Origin of the sequence: Arthrobacter sp. SAFR-023, assembly GCF_051965295.1 — a bacterium.
GTDB lineage: Bacteria > Actinomycetota > Actinomycetes > Actinomycetales > Micrococcaceae > Arthrobacter.
In genome coordinates this window covers 155,651-169,132 of the sequence record NZ_JBQCMF010000014.1, presented here as the reverse complement: position 1 = coordinate 169,132, position 13,482 = coordinate 155,651, and the positions used below count along the sequence as shown (strand labels likewise).

The window sequence follows — 13,482 nt, the reverse complement described above, 5'->3', positions numbered from 1 at the left end:
CCAGCCGGACGCGAGCTTGGCGACTTCCTCGAAGGGCAGGTCGGCCCACTGGCCGGTGAACAGGGTGTACGGGCGGGGCATGGTCAGGCTCCTTCAGTGGCGGGGACGGTGACTGGTGCGGTGAGCTGGATGATGGAGGATTTGGACTTGGCGGATTCTTCGACGGCGGCCAGCACCCGTTGCACGGCAAGGCCCTCTTCGAACGACGGCGAGGGCGCCTCGCCGGTGCTGATGGCAGTGAGGAAGTCGCGGATCTGGTGCGTGAACGTGTGTTCCCACCCGATGATGTGGCCCTGCGGCCACCACGCTTCAAGGTAGGGGTGTTCGGGTTCATTGACTAGAATCCGCCGGAATCCCTGCTCGCGGGCCGGGACGGTGGCGTCCAGGAAACCGAGTTCGTTCAGGTTCTCCAGGTCGAAGAGCAGGGAGCCCTTGTCTCCGTAGATCTCCAGTTTGAGCGAGTTTTTCTGGCCGGTGGCCATGCGGGAGACCTCCACCGAGGCGATGGTCCCGGAGTCCAGGGTCAGCGTCGCCCAGGCGGCGTCGTCGACCGTCACGTCCTCCAGCCCGCCTGCGGGACCACTAGTGCCGGGGCGGCTGCCTACGAAGGTGTGCAGCCGGCCCGTGACTTCGGTGACGGTTCCGCCAAGGAGGGACAGAACCTGATCGATGGCGTGCGAGGCGATGTCTCCCAGCGCTCCGGACCCGGCGGTTTCCTTGCGCAGCCGCCACGACATGGGCGATTCGGGGTCGGAAAGCCAGTCCTGCAAATATGCCGCACGGACGTGCCGCACGGTCCCGAGCCGGCCCTCGGCGATCAGCTCCTTCGCCAGGGCCAAGGCGGGCACGCGGCGGTAGTTGAACCCGATCATGGACTGCAGGCCGCGTGCCCGGGCCGCCGAGGCCGCTGCGGTCATCGCCTCGGCCTCGGCGACGGTGTTGGCCAGCGGCTTTTCGACCAGGACGTGCTTGCCCGCTTCGAGGGCGGCGACAGCGATTTCGGCGTGCATCCACCCCGGGGCGCAGATGTCCACGATGTGAATATCGTCCCGAGCGATCACGGACCGCCAGTCGGTGGCGGACTCGGCCCAGCCATACTTTGCTGCCGCGGCGGCCACCTGGCCGGCGTCCCGGCCCACGAGCACTTTCTGCTCGAAGGCCGGGACATCGAAGTAGGACGCGACGTTCCGCCAGGCGTTTGAGTGGGCCTTGCCCATAAACGCGTAGCCGATCATCGCCACACCCAGTGTCCTGGTGTCCAGGTCGGCGCCGTCCTTGCTGTCTGCGGAGTTCATGGTGTGTTTCCTAGAGCGTGGATGCGGTGGGGTCCCAGTCCTCGGGGAGGGCCGGGGACTCGGACGCGGAGCTTTCGACGTCAACGAACGTGCCGGATTCCATGGATTCGGTGATCGAGACCATGGTGTCCAGGACGTGGTACGCGAGGTAGCCGGTTGCGCGGTGCGGGACGCCGGCCCGGAGGGAGCGGGCCATGTCCAGCACACCCATGCCGCGGCCGTTGGACGGACCGGTGGCGGGGATGACCGTCCAGTCCTCATCGCCCGCGCGCCAGAGCCGCACGTCGCCGTCGAAATAGTTGGGGTCGGGGAGCGAGATGGTGGCCTCGGTGCCGGTGATCTCCACGAAGCCCATCCGCTGCCGGGGTGACTCGAAGGAAAAGACGCTGTGCGAGGACTGGCCACCCTCGAACTGGGCCATGGCAGAGACATGGGTGGGGACTTCCACCGTGAACTCTTCGCCGAGCTTGGGGCCGGAACCGATGACGCGGACTTCCTTGGCCTTGGACCCGACGGCCGCCACCTTGCGGACCGACCCGAAGGTCTGGACCAGGGCCGTGAGGTAGTACGGGCCCATGTCGAACAGTGGTCCGGCTCCGTACTGGAAGAGGAATGCCGGGTTCGGATGCCAGGACTCGGGCCCGGGGGTCTGGAACGTGGTCATGGCGGTGAGTGGCGTCCCGATGTCGCCGCGTTCGATCAGCCTGCGCGCGGTCTGAAGCCCCGCACCGAGGAACGTGTCCGGGGCCGTGCCGAGGCGGATTCCGGCGGCGTCGGCCGTCTTCAGAAGCCCGAGGCCCGATTCGCGGTCCAGCGAGAACGGCTTCTCGGTCCAGACGTGCTTTCCAGCGTTGACGGCGGCGGTGGCCACCTCGACGTGTGCGGCCGGAATGGTCAGGTTGACGATGATCTCGACGTCGGGATAGTTGAGTGCGGCGTCAACGCCGCCCCACTCGGGGACGCCGTACTCCTTGGCCCGTGCCTGGGCCGCGTCTTCGAACAGGTCCGCGATGACGTGCACCTTCAAATCGGGGAAGGCCGTCAGGTTGTCCAGGTATTGCTTGCTGATGTTGCCGGCGCCGATGACGCCGACGCCCACCGGCCCCCGGCGGGAAGACGGCGTGAACGCGCCGCTCATGCCTGGGCCCCTTCGGTGGACTTCGCGGAGGCGGGATTCAGGAAGGCCAGGGACTGGGTGATGCCGTCAAAGATGTCGCCGGAGTAGTCGTCGAACTCCACCACGCCCACTTCCAGGGACTTGGCTGCCCCGATGACATCCCACACCGGGATCTTGCCCTGCCCGGCCGGCTGCTGCGCCTTAGTATCGGTGTTGAGCGGGCCGTCCTTGATGTGGATGAACTTCACCCGGTGACCGAGTTTGGTCAGGATGTCCACCGGGTCCTGGCCGCCGACGGCCACCCAGTAGGTGTCCACCTCCAGGGCCAGTTCGGGGTCCAGCAGCCCTTCGAAGTACTCCAGGGCGGTCTGCCCCTCGATGGTGGAATCGAGCTCCCAGGCGTGGTTGTGGTAGCCGACGCGGATGCCGTACTCGGCGCCCTTCCTGGCGGCGGCGTTGAGCTTGGCGGCGGTGGACTGGATGTCCTCGGCCTTCTGCCAGTGCTCGGCCGTGATGTAGGGCTCGATGACCGTGCCGATCCCCAACTCCCTTGCAGCGGCGAAGATCTCGTCCTGGTTCTGGCTAAGCAGCGGCGCATGGCCGGACGGAGCCGTAAGGCCGTTCTCCTTCAGTGCGGCGCCGAGCTCCTTGGCGGTGGACACGAAGTTGTAAGGCTCAACCTGCGTGAAGCCGATTTCAGCGACCTTTCGGATGGTGCCCGGAAGATCCTCCTGGATGGCGTTGCGGAGGGTGTACAGCTGGAGCGAATACGACATTTGGTTTCCTCACCTCGTTGCTGACCGTCCGGGCATCCACCTTTGGCGCCTCTGCGGAGTAGGCCTTTTTTGAAGCTACGGTTACTTTTGCCGCAAGTCAATCAAAAGTTTCGAAAAGTTCGGGCATAAGTCCCTGACTTTGTGCTATTCCTTTAACCATGCAGACATCCCCCGCCGTGGAGCGGTCCTTCGGGGACACCGGGCTTTTTGCCCGCGCAGGCGACCTCTTCCAGTTGCTTCGCGACGGAAAGGCAAGGACGCGTTCTGAGCTCATTGCGGTCACGGGCCTGGCCCGCACCACGCTGGCGGCAAGGATCGACGCGCTGGCCGCGCTGGGTTACATAGGTCCGGCCGGTGAGGCAGCATCTTCGGGGGGCCGGCCGCCGTCGCGGTTTATTTTCAATGCCAGCAGGAAGGTGGTGCTCGCAGCAGACGTCGGTGCTTCCCATGCCTCGGTTGCCGTCACGGATCTGGACGGAGCCATTCTGGCCCGCAATTCAGGTCCACTGGACATTTCCAACGGTCCCGAGGACGTCCTTGCGTGGGTACTGCGGAACTGCAGATCACTGCTGGAGAGCATCGGGCGGGCGGAGCGGGACGTCGCGGGCGTGGGACTGGGGCTGCCGGGGCCGGTGGAGCACCATACTGGCAAGCCCGTCAAGCCGCCCATCATGCCCGGATGGGACGGGTTCGACGTGGCCGGTTACATCCGCGGCGAGCTCGGATGCGAGGTCCTTGTGGATAACGACGTGAACATCATGGCCGTCGGCGAGCGTCACGCCTTCTGGCAGGACCACCAAAACCTGCTATTCGTTAAGGCCGCCACCGGCATCGGGGCGGGGATCATCAGCAGCGGCCAGCTCCAGCGGGGCGCGGAGGGTGCCTCTGGCGACCTGGGGCATATCCGCGTCCCCAGCGGCGAGGACGTCCTGTGCCGGTGCGGCAACCACGGCTGCCTTGAGGCGCTGGCCTCGGGACCTGCGCTGGCGGCAAAACTGCGTGCGCACGGGATCGACGCCGCCTCGGGTACCGCGGTGGTGGACCTTGCAGCGCTGGGGGACGTTCAGGCCATTCGCATGCTCCGCCAGGCGGGAAGGGACATGGGGGAGGTGTTGGCCATGTGCGTGAACCTCCTGAACCCGTCAGTGATTGTGGTTGGCGGCAGCCTCTCCCGGGCGGGCGACCAGCTCCTGGCCGGTATCCGCGAGACCGTGTACCGCCGGTCGCAGCCGCTCGCCACATCGAAGCTGCGCATCGAGCAATCCAAGGCGCCCGTGGATGCCGCCATCTGGGGTGCGAGCCGGATGGTCATTGACCACGTACTTTCGCCGGAGGCAGTCGAATCAGCCATCCGGGACGCCGCCCTCCAAAATGCCTAGCGTTTCAAGACAACGAGAAACAGAGGAACCATTTCGTGAGTGATCATCAGCCATCAGCCCGGCCGGCCACGCCCCTGAGAGTCGGCGTCGTCGGCATCGGCTGGGCCGGCCAGCAGCACATCGATGCCTACAAGAAGATCGACGGTGTGGAACTCGTCGCGGTCGCCGCGATGGAAGAGGACCTGCTGAGGAAGATCAAGGACGAGCACAGCGTCCCCCACACCTTTGCCCGCTGGGAGGACCTGATCGAACTCGACGGGCTCGACGCCGTCAGCGTGGCAGTACCGACCTTCCTGCACGCCCCGATTGCCATCGCCGCCCTGGAACGCGGGCTGCACGTCCTGAGCGAGAAGCCCCTCGCGCGCAACGGTGAGGAAGGGCTCCAGATGGTGGAGGCCGCACGGAAGGCCGGCCGCGTCCTGGACGTGGCCTTCAACCACCGCCGCCGAGGCGACATCCAGAAGCTGAAAGGCATCATCGACGACGGCGAACTCGGCCGGCCGTACTACGCCAAGGCTTCGTGGCTGCGCCGGCAGGGCATCCCGATGCTGGGCAGCTGGTTCACCAACCCCGCGCTGGCCGGCGGCGGCCCGCTGGCCGACATCGGCGTCCATGTCCTGGATTATGCCCTGCACCTGCTGGGCGAACCGCGGGTTCTCTCCGTCTCGGCGTCGACGCATTCCGAGCTGGGACCCCGCGGACTGGGCGGCAATGCCCGCTATACCGCCATGAAGTCCTCCCACAAGTTTGAGGTGGAGGACTTCGCCTCGGCGTTCATCCGGCTTGAAGGCGGCGGCACGCTGATTCTCGAAGTCGGCTGGGCCGCATACCGGGACGAGGAGGACCTGATGGACTTCACCGTTTACGGCACCGACGGCGGAGCGGAACTCCGCGCCGTCGGGGCATCCAACGTCCCCGTTGCGGATGTCCGGATCTTCAAGGAACAGGACGGCGAGAACGCCGACTACGTGGTGGTGGCGGAGCCGGGCCGCGCGCACCAGGCCGTGGTGGAGGACTTTGTGGACGCCGTCCGCGGCGGCGAGACCGTGTGGGGAGCCCACGACGGCTCACTCGCCCTGACCCGTGCCCTTGTCCTCGATGCCTGCTACCGGTCCGCCCTCGAACAGCGCGAAGTGAGGCTCTGACATGACCGAAAAACTCAACATCCTGGTCTGGAACGAAGGCGTCCACGAGGCGAACAACCAGCCGGAAACCATGGCCGAGATGTACCCCAACGGCATGCACGGCGCCATCGCGGACGGGCTCAGGGGCTTTTACCCGGATTCCGGCATCACCACCGCCACGCTCGCCGACCCGGAGCACGGGCTCTCCGAGGAGACTCTCGCCGCCACGGACGTGCTCCTGTGGTGGGGACACGTTGCCCACGGCGACGTCAGCGACGAGGTGGTGGAGCGGGTGCAGCGGCACGTCCTGGGCGGCATGGGGCTGATCGTGCTCCACTCGGGGCACTTCGCGAAGATCTTCACCAGGCTGCTCGGCACCACGTGCTCGCTGAAGTGGCGGAACGAGGGCGAACGGGAGCTCGTGTGGACCGTGAAGCCGTCGCATCCGATTGCCGCCGGCGTGGAAAGCCCCATCGTGATCCCGAAGCAGGAGATGTACGGCGAACTCTTCGACATTCCCGAGCCGGACGACCTCATCTTCATCAGCTCGTTCGAAGGCGGCGAGGTGTTCCGCTCGGGCGTGACGTTCACGCGCGGGAAGGGCCGGATCTTCTACTTCAGCCCGGGGGACCAGGAGTACCCCGTGTACCACCAGCCGCAGATCCGGCAGGTGATCGCCAACGGCGTGGGCTGGGTGGCGCAGCCGGGCCGGTTCCGCGAAGCGCCGGGCGTCAGCAACGCTCCGCGGAACTGGTTCCTGAACACCGCCTGAGCGCGAGCGGGCACCTGTGGCCCCTGTCGAGCCGTGCTTTTGAGCCGATAGGGTCGCCGCGTGATAGCAATGAGGGTGATGAAACCCTTTGCCCGCTTCCAGCACCCTGACCTCCGCGCCCCATGAGGGACACCATCGGGACGAAGGTTCCCCGCAGCTGGATCCTGCTCGCGTGCATCGGCCTCATCGCGCTCAATATGCGGGGCCCTTTCGTGGCGGTGGCACCGGTGCTGGGGCCGATGCAGCAGGAGCTGGGGTTCTCGCCTGTTGAGCTGGGCCTGCTGACCGGCATCCCCGTGCTCTGCTTCTCGCTAGCGGCGCCCCTTGCTTCATTCGCAGGCCGCCGGCTTGGTGCCGAGCTGGCCATCACCCTCACGCTTGCGGGCGTCCTGGCCGGAGTGGCGGTCCGTTCGGCCGGCGGCGGAGCGATGGTGATGGCGGGTACGGTCATCCTGGGCTTGGCCATCACCGTGGGGAACATTGCGGTACCGCTGATCATTCGGCGGGATTTCTCGCCGCGGCGCCAGGGGACCGCCATGGGCATCTATACGGCTGCCCTGAACATCGGCTCGTTTACCACTTCCGTGGTTACGGCGCCCTTGGCCGAACTGGCCGGCTGGCGGGCCGCCATCGCTGGCTCTGCGGCCTTCGCCATCGCGGCCGTCAGCGTCTGGATTTTCGCGACAGGCCGCGGGGCCTTCCACCCTGCGGCCGACGACGGTACGGGCGGCCCGCCGCCAGCCGGCCGACCGGCATCGCGGTGGATAACGGTGGGACTGACTGTCGGTTTCGCCGGGCAGGCCATCTCCTACTACGGTGTGACCGCCTGGCTGCCCACGCTGCTTGCGGACGAACTCGGCATGACACCGGCCGCCGCAGGAGCAGGCTCCTCCCTGTTCCAGATCATGGCCATCGCGGGCGGCCTGGGAGTGCCGCTTGCGGCCCGGTTCATGAGTACGACGGCGGTTGCGGTCACCTTGGGTGCCATGTGGCTGACCGTTCCGCTGGGGCTGCTGTTCGTTCCCCAGCTGTGGTGGCTGTGGTCCTCGCTCGGGGGAGTGGCACAGGGCGGGGGCATCACCCTCATCTTCATCGCCATCATCAAGCTCGCCCGCGACCAGGCGTCCGCAGGCCGGATGTCGGCGATCGTCCAGGGCGTGGGCTACGGCGTCGCCGCCGCTGCGCCCACTGTTGTTGGCTACGTTCACGACGCCACACGGACCTGGTCCACCCCGCTGCTGGTGATCCTTGGTTCTGTGCTTGCGTTCGTCATTTCAACCACGCTGTCCGTACGGAAGGTGCCCCGCCAGCGCTAAGGCGGGGTCCCGCCGTCGTACTTTCCCTCAACCTCCAAGCGCGAACTGGCAGCTAACGCCCTCAAAACTTGGTTTTGGGGTCATTAGCTGCCGGTTCGCTCCGTGGGTGCTTCCGCTGCCGGGCCGCCTCCCCGGCCTTCGGGGGTGCCTGTTGCGAAGGGCATGGCGGCCCGGCGGGCGGAAATCTGTGCCCTGTTGTGCCGGTGGGGACTACGCGGCGACGAGCTCGTCCTCAATGGCCTCGGCCGTGTCGTCGATGCCCTCGCGCGCCTCGTGCAGGTACCGGGCATAGGCGGGAACCGTGAGAAAGCTGGGGAACTTTTCGCTCAGCGTGACCTCCTCGAAGATGTCGCGGGCATCGGTAAAGCGGTCGCCGTCGAAGCGCTCCAGCCGGGCGAACTCCTCGTCCAGCATCTCCTCCACCCATTCCCGGCTGATGATCTCGCCGTGGTCCGTGATGGCGCGGGAGTAAATCCACTGCCACAGCTGCGAGCGGGAGATCTCCGCGGTGGCGGCGTCCTCCATCAGGTTGTGGATGGCGACCGCACCGTTTCCGCGCAACCAGGACTCGATGTAGCGGATGCCTACCTCGATGTTGTTCCGGATGCCCTGCTCGGTGATGGTGCCCTGCGTCGCAGCCACGTTGATCAGGGCACGGTCGTCCGGGGTGACGTCTTCGCGCAGGCGGTCCAACTGGTTCGGACGGCCGCCGAGAACCCCGTCGAACACCTCGCGGCACACGGGAACCAGGTCGGGGTGCGCCACCCAAGAGCCGTCGAAGCCGTCGGCTGCCTCACGGGTCTTGTCCGCGCGGACCTTCTCGAAGGCGTTGGCGTTGGCGGCCTCATCCTTGCGGTTGGGAACGGCGGCGGCCATGCCCCCAATAGCCATGGCGCCGCGCTTGTGGCACGCGCGCACCAGCTGTTCGGTGTAGGCCCGCATGAACGGGGCGGTCATGGTCACCTGGCCGCGGTCCGGCAGGACGAAGCGCGGGCCGCGGGTGCGGAAGTTCTTGATCAGGGAGAAGATGTAGTCCCAGCGGCCGGCATTCAGCCCCGCGGCGTGGTCCCGCAGCTCGTACAGGATCTCCTCCATTTCGAACGCGGCGGTGATGGTTTCGATCAGCACCGTGGCGCGGATGGTGCCCTGCGGAATGCCGAGCAGGTCCTGGGCGATGATGAAGATATCGTTCCAGAGCCGGGCCTCGAGGTGGTTTTCGATCTTGGGCAGGTAGAAGTACGGGCCCTTGCCCTGGGCCAGGAGGCGGCGGGCGTTGTGGAAGAAGAACAGGCCGAAGTCCACGATGCCGCCGGCGATGGGTTCGCCGTTGATGAGCATGTGCTTTTCGGGCAGGTGCCAGCCGCGGGGACGTACCACGATGGTGGGCAGGTCCTCGGCGGCCCTGAGCTTGTATTCCTTGCCCTCCGGCGACGTGAAGTCGATCCGGCGCTCCAGCGCGTCCGTGAGGTTCAGCTGGCCCTGGATCACATTCCGCCATGACGGCGTGGAGGCGTCCTCCATGTCCGCGAGCCAGACCTTGGCGCCCGAGTTCAGAGCGTTGATGGTCATCTTCTTGTCCACCGGGCCGGTGATCTCCACGCGGCGGTCCTCCAGACCGGGTGCCGGGGGAGCCACGCGCCAGTGCGGATCGTTCCGGACGGACTCGGTTTCCCGCAGGAAGCGCGGATCCTGGCCCCGGGCGATGTCGTCACGCCGTGCCCGCCGGGCCCGGAGCAATTCCTCGCGCCGCCCGGCCGTGGCCCTGTGCAGCTTTGCAATGAAGGCCAGAGCGTCCGGCGTCAGCACCTCGCCCTGCCGGCAAATGGGCTGCGCCGTCAAAGTGATGCCGTTAATCGTGAAGTTATCGGTGAAGCTGTTCATGGGAGTTCTCCTTGAAAGGTCCCTACTGCTACTTACTTGGGGAATTGATTAGTGGAACTGGCCTTCTTCTGTGGATCCCACGAGAGCCAGAGTGGATGCGTTCGGGTTGAGCGCAGTGGAGATGTCGTCGAAGTAGCCGGTGCCGACTTCGCGCTGGTGCTTGGTTGCGGTGTAGCCGCGGGACTCGGAGGCGAATTCCTTTTCCTGGAGTTCGACGTAGGCGCTCATGCCTTCGCGGGCGTAGCCGTGGGCGAGGTCGAACATCGAGTAGTTCAGGGCGTGGAATCCGGCCAGGGTGATGAACTGGAAGGTGAAGCCCATGGCGCCGAGTTCGCGCTGGAACTTGGCGATGGTGGCGTCGTCCAGGTGCTTGCGCCAGTTGAACGACGGCGAGCAGTTGTAGGAGAGCATCTGGTCCGGGAAGTCGGTCTTGACGGCTTCGGCGAACTTGCGGGCCAGCTCCAGGTCCGGGGTGCCGGTTTCCATCCAGATGAGGTCGGAGTACGGGGCGTAGGCCTTGGCGCGGGCGATGCAGGGTTCGATGCCGTTGCGGACCTTGTAGAAGCCCTCCGGCGTGCGGACGGGCTGTCCCCCTTCGCGGAGGATGAATTCCTGGTCGCGCTCGTCGACGTCGGAGGTGATCAGGGTGGCTGCCTCGGCGTCGGTGCGGGCGATGACAACGGACGGGGTGCCGGCGACGTCCGCGGCCAAGCGGGCGGCGTTCAGGGTCCGGACGTGCTGCTGGGTGGGGATCAGGACCTTGCCGCCGAGGTGGCCGCACTTCTTTTCCGAGGCGAGCTGGTCTTCCCAGTGAACGCCCGCGGCGCCGGCCTGGATCATGGACTTCATCAGCTCGTAGGCGTTGAGCGGGCCGCCGAAGCCGGCCTCGGCGTCGGCGACGATCGGGACCAGCCAGTCCTCGACGGTCTGGATGCCTTCGGAGAATTCGATCTGGTCTGCGCGGAGGAGGGCGTTGTTGATGCGCCGGACCACCGTGGGGACAGAGTTGGCCGGGTACAGGGACTGGTCCGGGTAGGTGTGGCCGGAGTTGTTGGCGTCAGCGGCGACCTGCCAGCCGGAAAGGTAGATGGCGCGCAGGCCTGCCTTGACCTGCTGCACGGCCTGGTTTCCGGTCAGGGCGCCCAGGGCGTTGGTGTACTTGCCTTCCTTGTGCTCCTCGGTGAGCTGCTTCCACAGTTTCTCCGAGCCGCGCTTTGCCAGGGTGTGCTCTTCGGAGACCCGGCCGCGGAGGCGGACGACATCCGTTGCCTTGTAGTCACGGGTCACACCTTCCCAGCGCGGGTTGGCAGCCCACTCGAGCTCCAGTGCGGCGGCCTGCTGTTCGGGCGTCTGCTGGGTGGGCTCAAATGCTGCAGTCATCTTTGTCTCCTTGTTAGCTCCCGGGCCATTCCGGGGTTCTTGGTTCCGGCCCGACCTTCGCTGCGCCTTTGCAGCTCCGGCCGGCTTTTCCGGTGGTGTTTCTTTCCGTGACACCTACTTTTCTGCACTTTCCAACACCTTTCTAGGGGAGAATGCTGGAAAGAAATGCACTTCTTCACGTATTCTTCAGAAATGTCGCCTTCAAGCTGGAACAGGGAAGTTTCACAGCCGTCGTCACCACAGCCCACGGCTGAAGTGGACGTTATCTCGCTCGGCCGCCGCGTCCGCCACCTGCGCAAGCAGGCGGGGCTGACGCTGGATGATCTGAGCGTGGCCGTCGGCACCGCACCCAGCCAGTTGAGCCTCATTGAGAATGGCAAGCGGGAACCCAAACTCGGCCTGCTGCAGCACCTGGCAACGGCGCTCAATGTCAGCATCGACCAGTTGCTCGGAGCCGAACCGCCCAGCCGCCGCGCAGGCCTGGAAATCGAGCTCGAACGCTACCAGCGGGGCCCGCTCTACGAGTCGCTGAACCTGCCCAAAATCCGCATCAGTTCGCGGTTGCCGATGGATGTCCTGGAGGCGCAGGTCGGCTTGCTGCACGAGCTCGAACGCAAGATGAACGAGCAGGTGGCGACGCCCGAGGAGGCCCGCCGCGCGAACGGCGAGCTGCGTGCAATGATGCGCGAGCGCGGCAACTATTTCCCGGAGTACGAGGCGGAGGCGCAGAAGGTCCTCAAGGGGGTCGGCTATACCACTGGTCCGCTCAGCCAGCACGTCATTGCCGACATCGCCGAGAACCTCGGTTTCAGCCTTCACCACGTGGGCGACCTGCCGCATTCCACGCGTTCGGTGACTGATTTGAAGAACCGCAAAATTTATCTGACGCAGAGCCAGCGGCAGGACCACGACCCCCGCTCTGTGCTGCTCCAGGCCCTGGGCCACTACGTCCTGGGCCATGAAACGCCCCGCAACTACGGCGATTTCCTCGCGCAGCGGGTGGCCACGAACTATTTCGCCGCAGCCCTCCTGCTGCCGGAGCAGGCCACCGTGGAATTTCTGCAAAAAGCCAAGGCGGCGAAGGAAATCGCGGTCGAGGACATCCGGGACGCCTTCGCCGTGTCCTACGAGACAGCAGCTCACCGTTTCACCAACCTGGCCACCAAGCACCTGGGCATCACCACGCATTTCCAGAAGACGCACCAGAGCGGGATCATCTACAAGGCCTACGAGAACGACGGCGTGAACTTCCCGCAGGACCATACGGGAGCGATCGAGGGGCAGCCGTCCTGCAAGGCCTGGACCTCCCGTGCCGTGTTCGATGTGCCGGACAAGTTCAGTGCCTACAGCCAGTACACGGACACGACGTCGGGCACGTACTGGTGCACCGCCCGCACGGACCGGTCGGCGAGCGGGCAGTTCTCGCTGAGCATCGGGGTCCCGTACCAGCACGTGAAGTGGTTCCGTGGACGGGAAACCACTGCCCGTGCAACGTCCAACTGCCCCGACCCCACCTGCTGCAAACGGCCGCCGGCCGCGCTGACATCGGAGTGGGCGGGCAATGCCTGGCCGTCCGCCCGGGCGCACTCCCACCTGCTCGCGGCGATGCCCCCGGGTGCCTTCCCCGGCGTGGACGAGACCGAGGTATACACGTTCCTTCAGGCTCACTCGGGGAGCTAGGCCCGGCGCTCTCGCCAAGTCATTGGCTTTCCCGGTGCGCTCATGCACTCTTGCGGGCGGACTGACGGCTGCTTCCGGTCGCGGGCGCGGTCACCCTGCCGGGGAAAAATCCTCGTTCAGAATCCCGTGATAAAGCACGTCATGCAATACCTGGTGACATTCCTCGGTGCCGGACCAGCGGCCCGTGTGCCTCAGAAAGTGCATGTATTCAAACAGGACGGCACAGAAAAAGGATGCATAATCGGGATCGCGCTCTTCGAGTAGCTCCACATGTTCAGCGATAAGTCCCGGATCCATTGAGGTCACCGCAGCCCCGCCCGAGAGCTCGGCGTAAAGCGGAAAGAACGCTTGCAGTTGGGCGAGGACGAAAAGAAGGTCTGGCAATACCCCGTGCTCCCGGTGCCAATCCACGAAAGCAAACAGGGAACCCAACTCCTGGTCACGTTGGGTCGAGGCAATGGAAACTGGTCTGGGGGCGGGGTTTCCGGCAGGGTGCCCGCTGCGTGGCTTCCGTTTTTTCTGCCGACGGCGGCGGGATTTGTTGGCCAAGATCGATCCTCACTGTAGTTACTGGAGAGGCTGAATGCCTTTCCAACAACGCTATGAGCGCGGACCCCAGGGCCTCAATGGCGGGCCGGCTGCATGTGGATAAACGGGCCGGTGGCCACCCCCAAACGGCGCCCGCCCGCCGTCGTCGTTTTTACAAGCCTGAGATCCGCGCGGGGGTGGGCGGTCTATATTGGCCCTTGTCAGCCCACCAAC

Annotated in this window: 11 protein-coding genes; 5 read left to right on the top strand and 6 right to left on the bottom strand. The window is 65.8% G+C overall.

Annotated elements, in window-relative coordinates; all coding sequences use genetic code 11:
- Positions 1 to 83: 83 nt before the first annotated feature.
- The 3 genes from ACTHQX_RS16000 to ACTHQX_RS15990 are packed head-to-tail and all read right to left on the bottom strand — an operon-like array spanning position 84 to position 3,188.
- Positions 84 to 1,295 carry a Gfo/Idh/MocA family protein gene (locus ACTHQX_RS16000; RefSeq protein WP_236806592.1) on the bottom strand — a complete coding sequence of 404 codons (1,212 nt, stop codon included), beginning with the start codon at positions 1,293 to 1,295 and terminating at the stop codon, positions 84 to 86.
- Between the two features lie 10 nt (positions 1,296 to 1,305).
- A complete protein-coding gene (locus tag ACTHQX_RS15995) occupies positions 1,306 to 2,433 on the bottom strand; it encodes a Gfo/Idh/MocA family protein (protein WP_236806593.1) in 1,128 nt (375 codons plus the stop codon).
- Complete coding sequence (locus ACTHQX_RS15990; protein ID WP_236806595.1) at positions 2,430 to 3,188, bottom strand: sugar phosphate isomerase/epimerase family protein; 759 nt, start codon at positions 3,186 to 3,188, stop codon at positions 2,430 to 2,432. The genes ACTHQX_RS15995 and ACTHQX_RS15990 overlap by 4 nt, the downstream gene beginning before the upstream one ends.
- A 158-nt stretch (positions 3,189 to 3,346) precedes the next feature.
- On the opposite strand from ACTHQX_RS15990, the gene ACTHQX_RS15985 reads away from it, so the two are divergent.
- The 4 genes from ACTHQX_RS15985 to ACTHQX_RS15970 all read left to right on the top strand — a co-directional run bounded on the left by ACTHQX_RS15985 (position 3,347) and on the right by ACTHQX_RS15970 (position 7,779).
- Complete coding sequence (locus tag ACTHQX_RS15985) at positions 3,347 to 4,567, top strand: ROK family protein (protein ID WP_236806596.1); 1,221 nt, start codon at positions 3,347 to 3,349, stop codon at positions 4,565 to 4,567.
- Positions 4,568 to 4,602: 35 nt separating this feature from the next.
- Complete coding sequence (locus tag ACTHQX_RS15980; RefSeq protein ID WP_236806597.1) at positions 4,603 to 5,712, top strand: Gfo/Idh/MocA family protein; 1,110 nt, start codon at positions 4,603 to 4,605, stop codon at positions 5,710 to 5,712.
- Position 5,713: 1 nt separating this feature from the next.
- Complete coding sequence (locus tag ACTHQX_RS15975; protein ID WP_236806598.1) at positions 5,714 to 6,463, top strand: ThuA domain-containing protein; 750 nt, start codon at positions 5,714 to 5,716, stop codon at positions 6,461 to 6,463.
- Positions 6,464 to 6,585: 122 nt separating this feature from the next.
- Positions 6,586 to 7,779 carry an MFS transporter gene (locus ACTHQX_RS15970; protein ID WP_236806599.1) on the top strand — a complete coding sequence of 398 codons (1,194 nt, stop codon included), beginning with the start codon at positions 6,586 to 6,588 and terminating at the stop codon, positions 7,777 to 7,779.
- A gap of 210 nt (positions 7,780 to 7,989) precedes the next feature.
- Here the strand turns inward: ACTHQX_RS15970 and aceB are convergent, their stop codons facing one another.
- Positions 7,990 to 9,660, bottom strand: a complete 1,671-nt coding sequence (aceB, locus tag ACTHQX_RS15965) for a malate synthase A (protein ID WP_440158055.1) — start codon at positions 9,658 to 9,660, stop codon at positions 7,990 to 7,992.
- Positions 9,661 to 9,708: 48 nt separating this feature from the next.
- Complete coding sequence (aceA, locus tag ACTHQX_RS15960) at positions 9,709 to 11,040, bottom strand: isocitrate lyase (protein ID WP_236806603.1); 1,332 nt, start codon at positions 11,038 to 11,040, stop codon at positions 9,709 to 9,711.
- Between the two features lie 165 nt (positions 11,041 to 11,205).
- Here aceA and ACTHQX_RS15955 point away from each other — a divergent pair, with 165 nt between their 5' ends.
- Entirely contained in the window at positions 11,206 to 12,720 is a 1,515-nt protein-coding gene (locus ACTHQX_RS15955; RefSeq protein WP_236806606.1) for an XRE family transcriptional regulator, read from the top strand.
- Positions 12,721 to 12,810: 90 nt separating this feature from the next.
- Here the strand turns inward: ACTHQX_RS15955 and ACTHQX_RS15950 are convergent, their stop codons facing one another.
- Positions 12,811 to 13,269 (bottom strand): hypothetical protein, encoded by a 459-nt coding sequence (locus ACTHQX_RS15950; protein ID WP_236806613.1) that lies wholly within the window; start codon positions 13,267 to 13,269, stop codon positions 12,811 to 12,813.
- Positions 13,270 to 13,482: the final 213 nt, after the last annotated feature.

Excerpts from the sequence above, each read along its gene's own strand:
- ACTHQX_RS15955 (WP_236806606.1), top strand. The coding sequence starts at position 11,206 with ATGCACTTCTTCACGTATTCTTCAGAAATGTCGCCTTCAAGCTGGAAC.
- ACTHQX_RS15975 (WP_236806598.1), top strand. The coding sequence starts at position 5,714 with ATGACCGAAAAACTCAACATCCTGGTCTGGAACGAAGGCGTCCACGAG.
- ACTHQX_RS16000 (WP_236806592.1), bottom strand. The coding sequence starts at position 1,295 with ATGAACTCCGCAGACAGCAAGGACGGCGCCGACCTGGACACCAGGACA.
- ACTHQX_RS15995 (WP_236806593.1), bottom strand. The coding sequence starts at position 2,433 with ATGAGCGGCGCGTTCACGCCGTCTTCCCGCCGGGGGCCGGTGGGCGTC.
- ACTHQX_RS15985 (WP_236806596.1), top strand. The coding sequence starts at position 3,347 with ATGCAGACATCCCCCGCCGTGGAGCGGTCCTTCGGGGACACCGGGCTT.
- ACTHQX_RS15990 (WP_236806595.1), bottom strand. The coding sequence starts at position 3,188 with ATGTCGTATTCGCTCCAGCTGTACACCCTCCGCAACGCCATCCAGGAG.
- ACTHQX_RS15970 (WP_236806599.1), top strand. The coding sequence starts at position 6,586 with ATGAGGGACACCATCGGGACGAAGGTTCCCCGCAGCTGGATCCTGCTC.
- aceA (WP_236806603.1), bottom strand. The coding sequence starts at position 11,040 with ATGACTGCAGCATTTGAGCCCACCCAGCAGACGCCCGAACAGCAGGCC.
- aceB (WP_440158055.1), bottom strand. The coding sequence starts at position 9,660 with ATGAACAGCTTCACCGATAACTTCACGATTAACGGCATCACTTTGACG.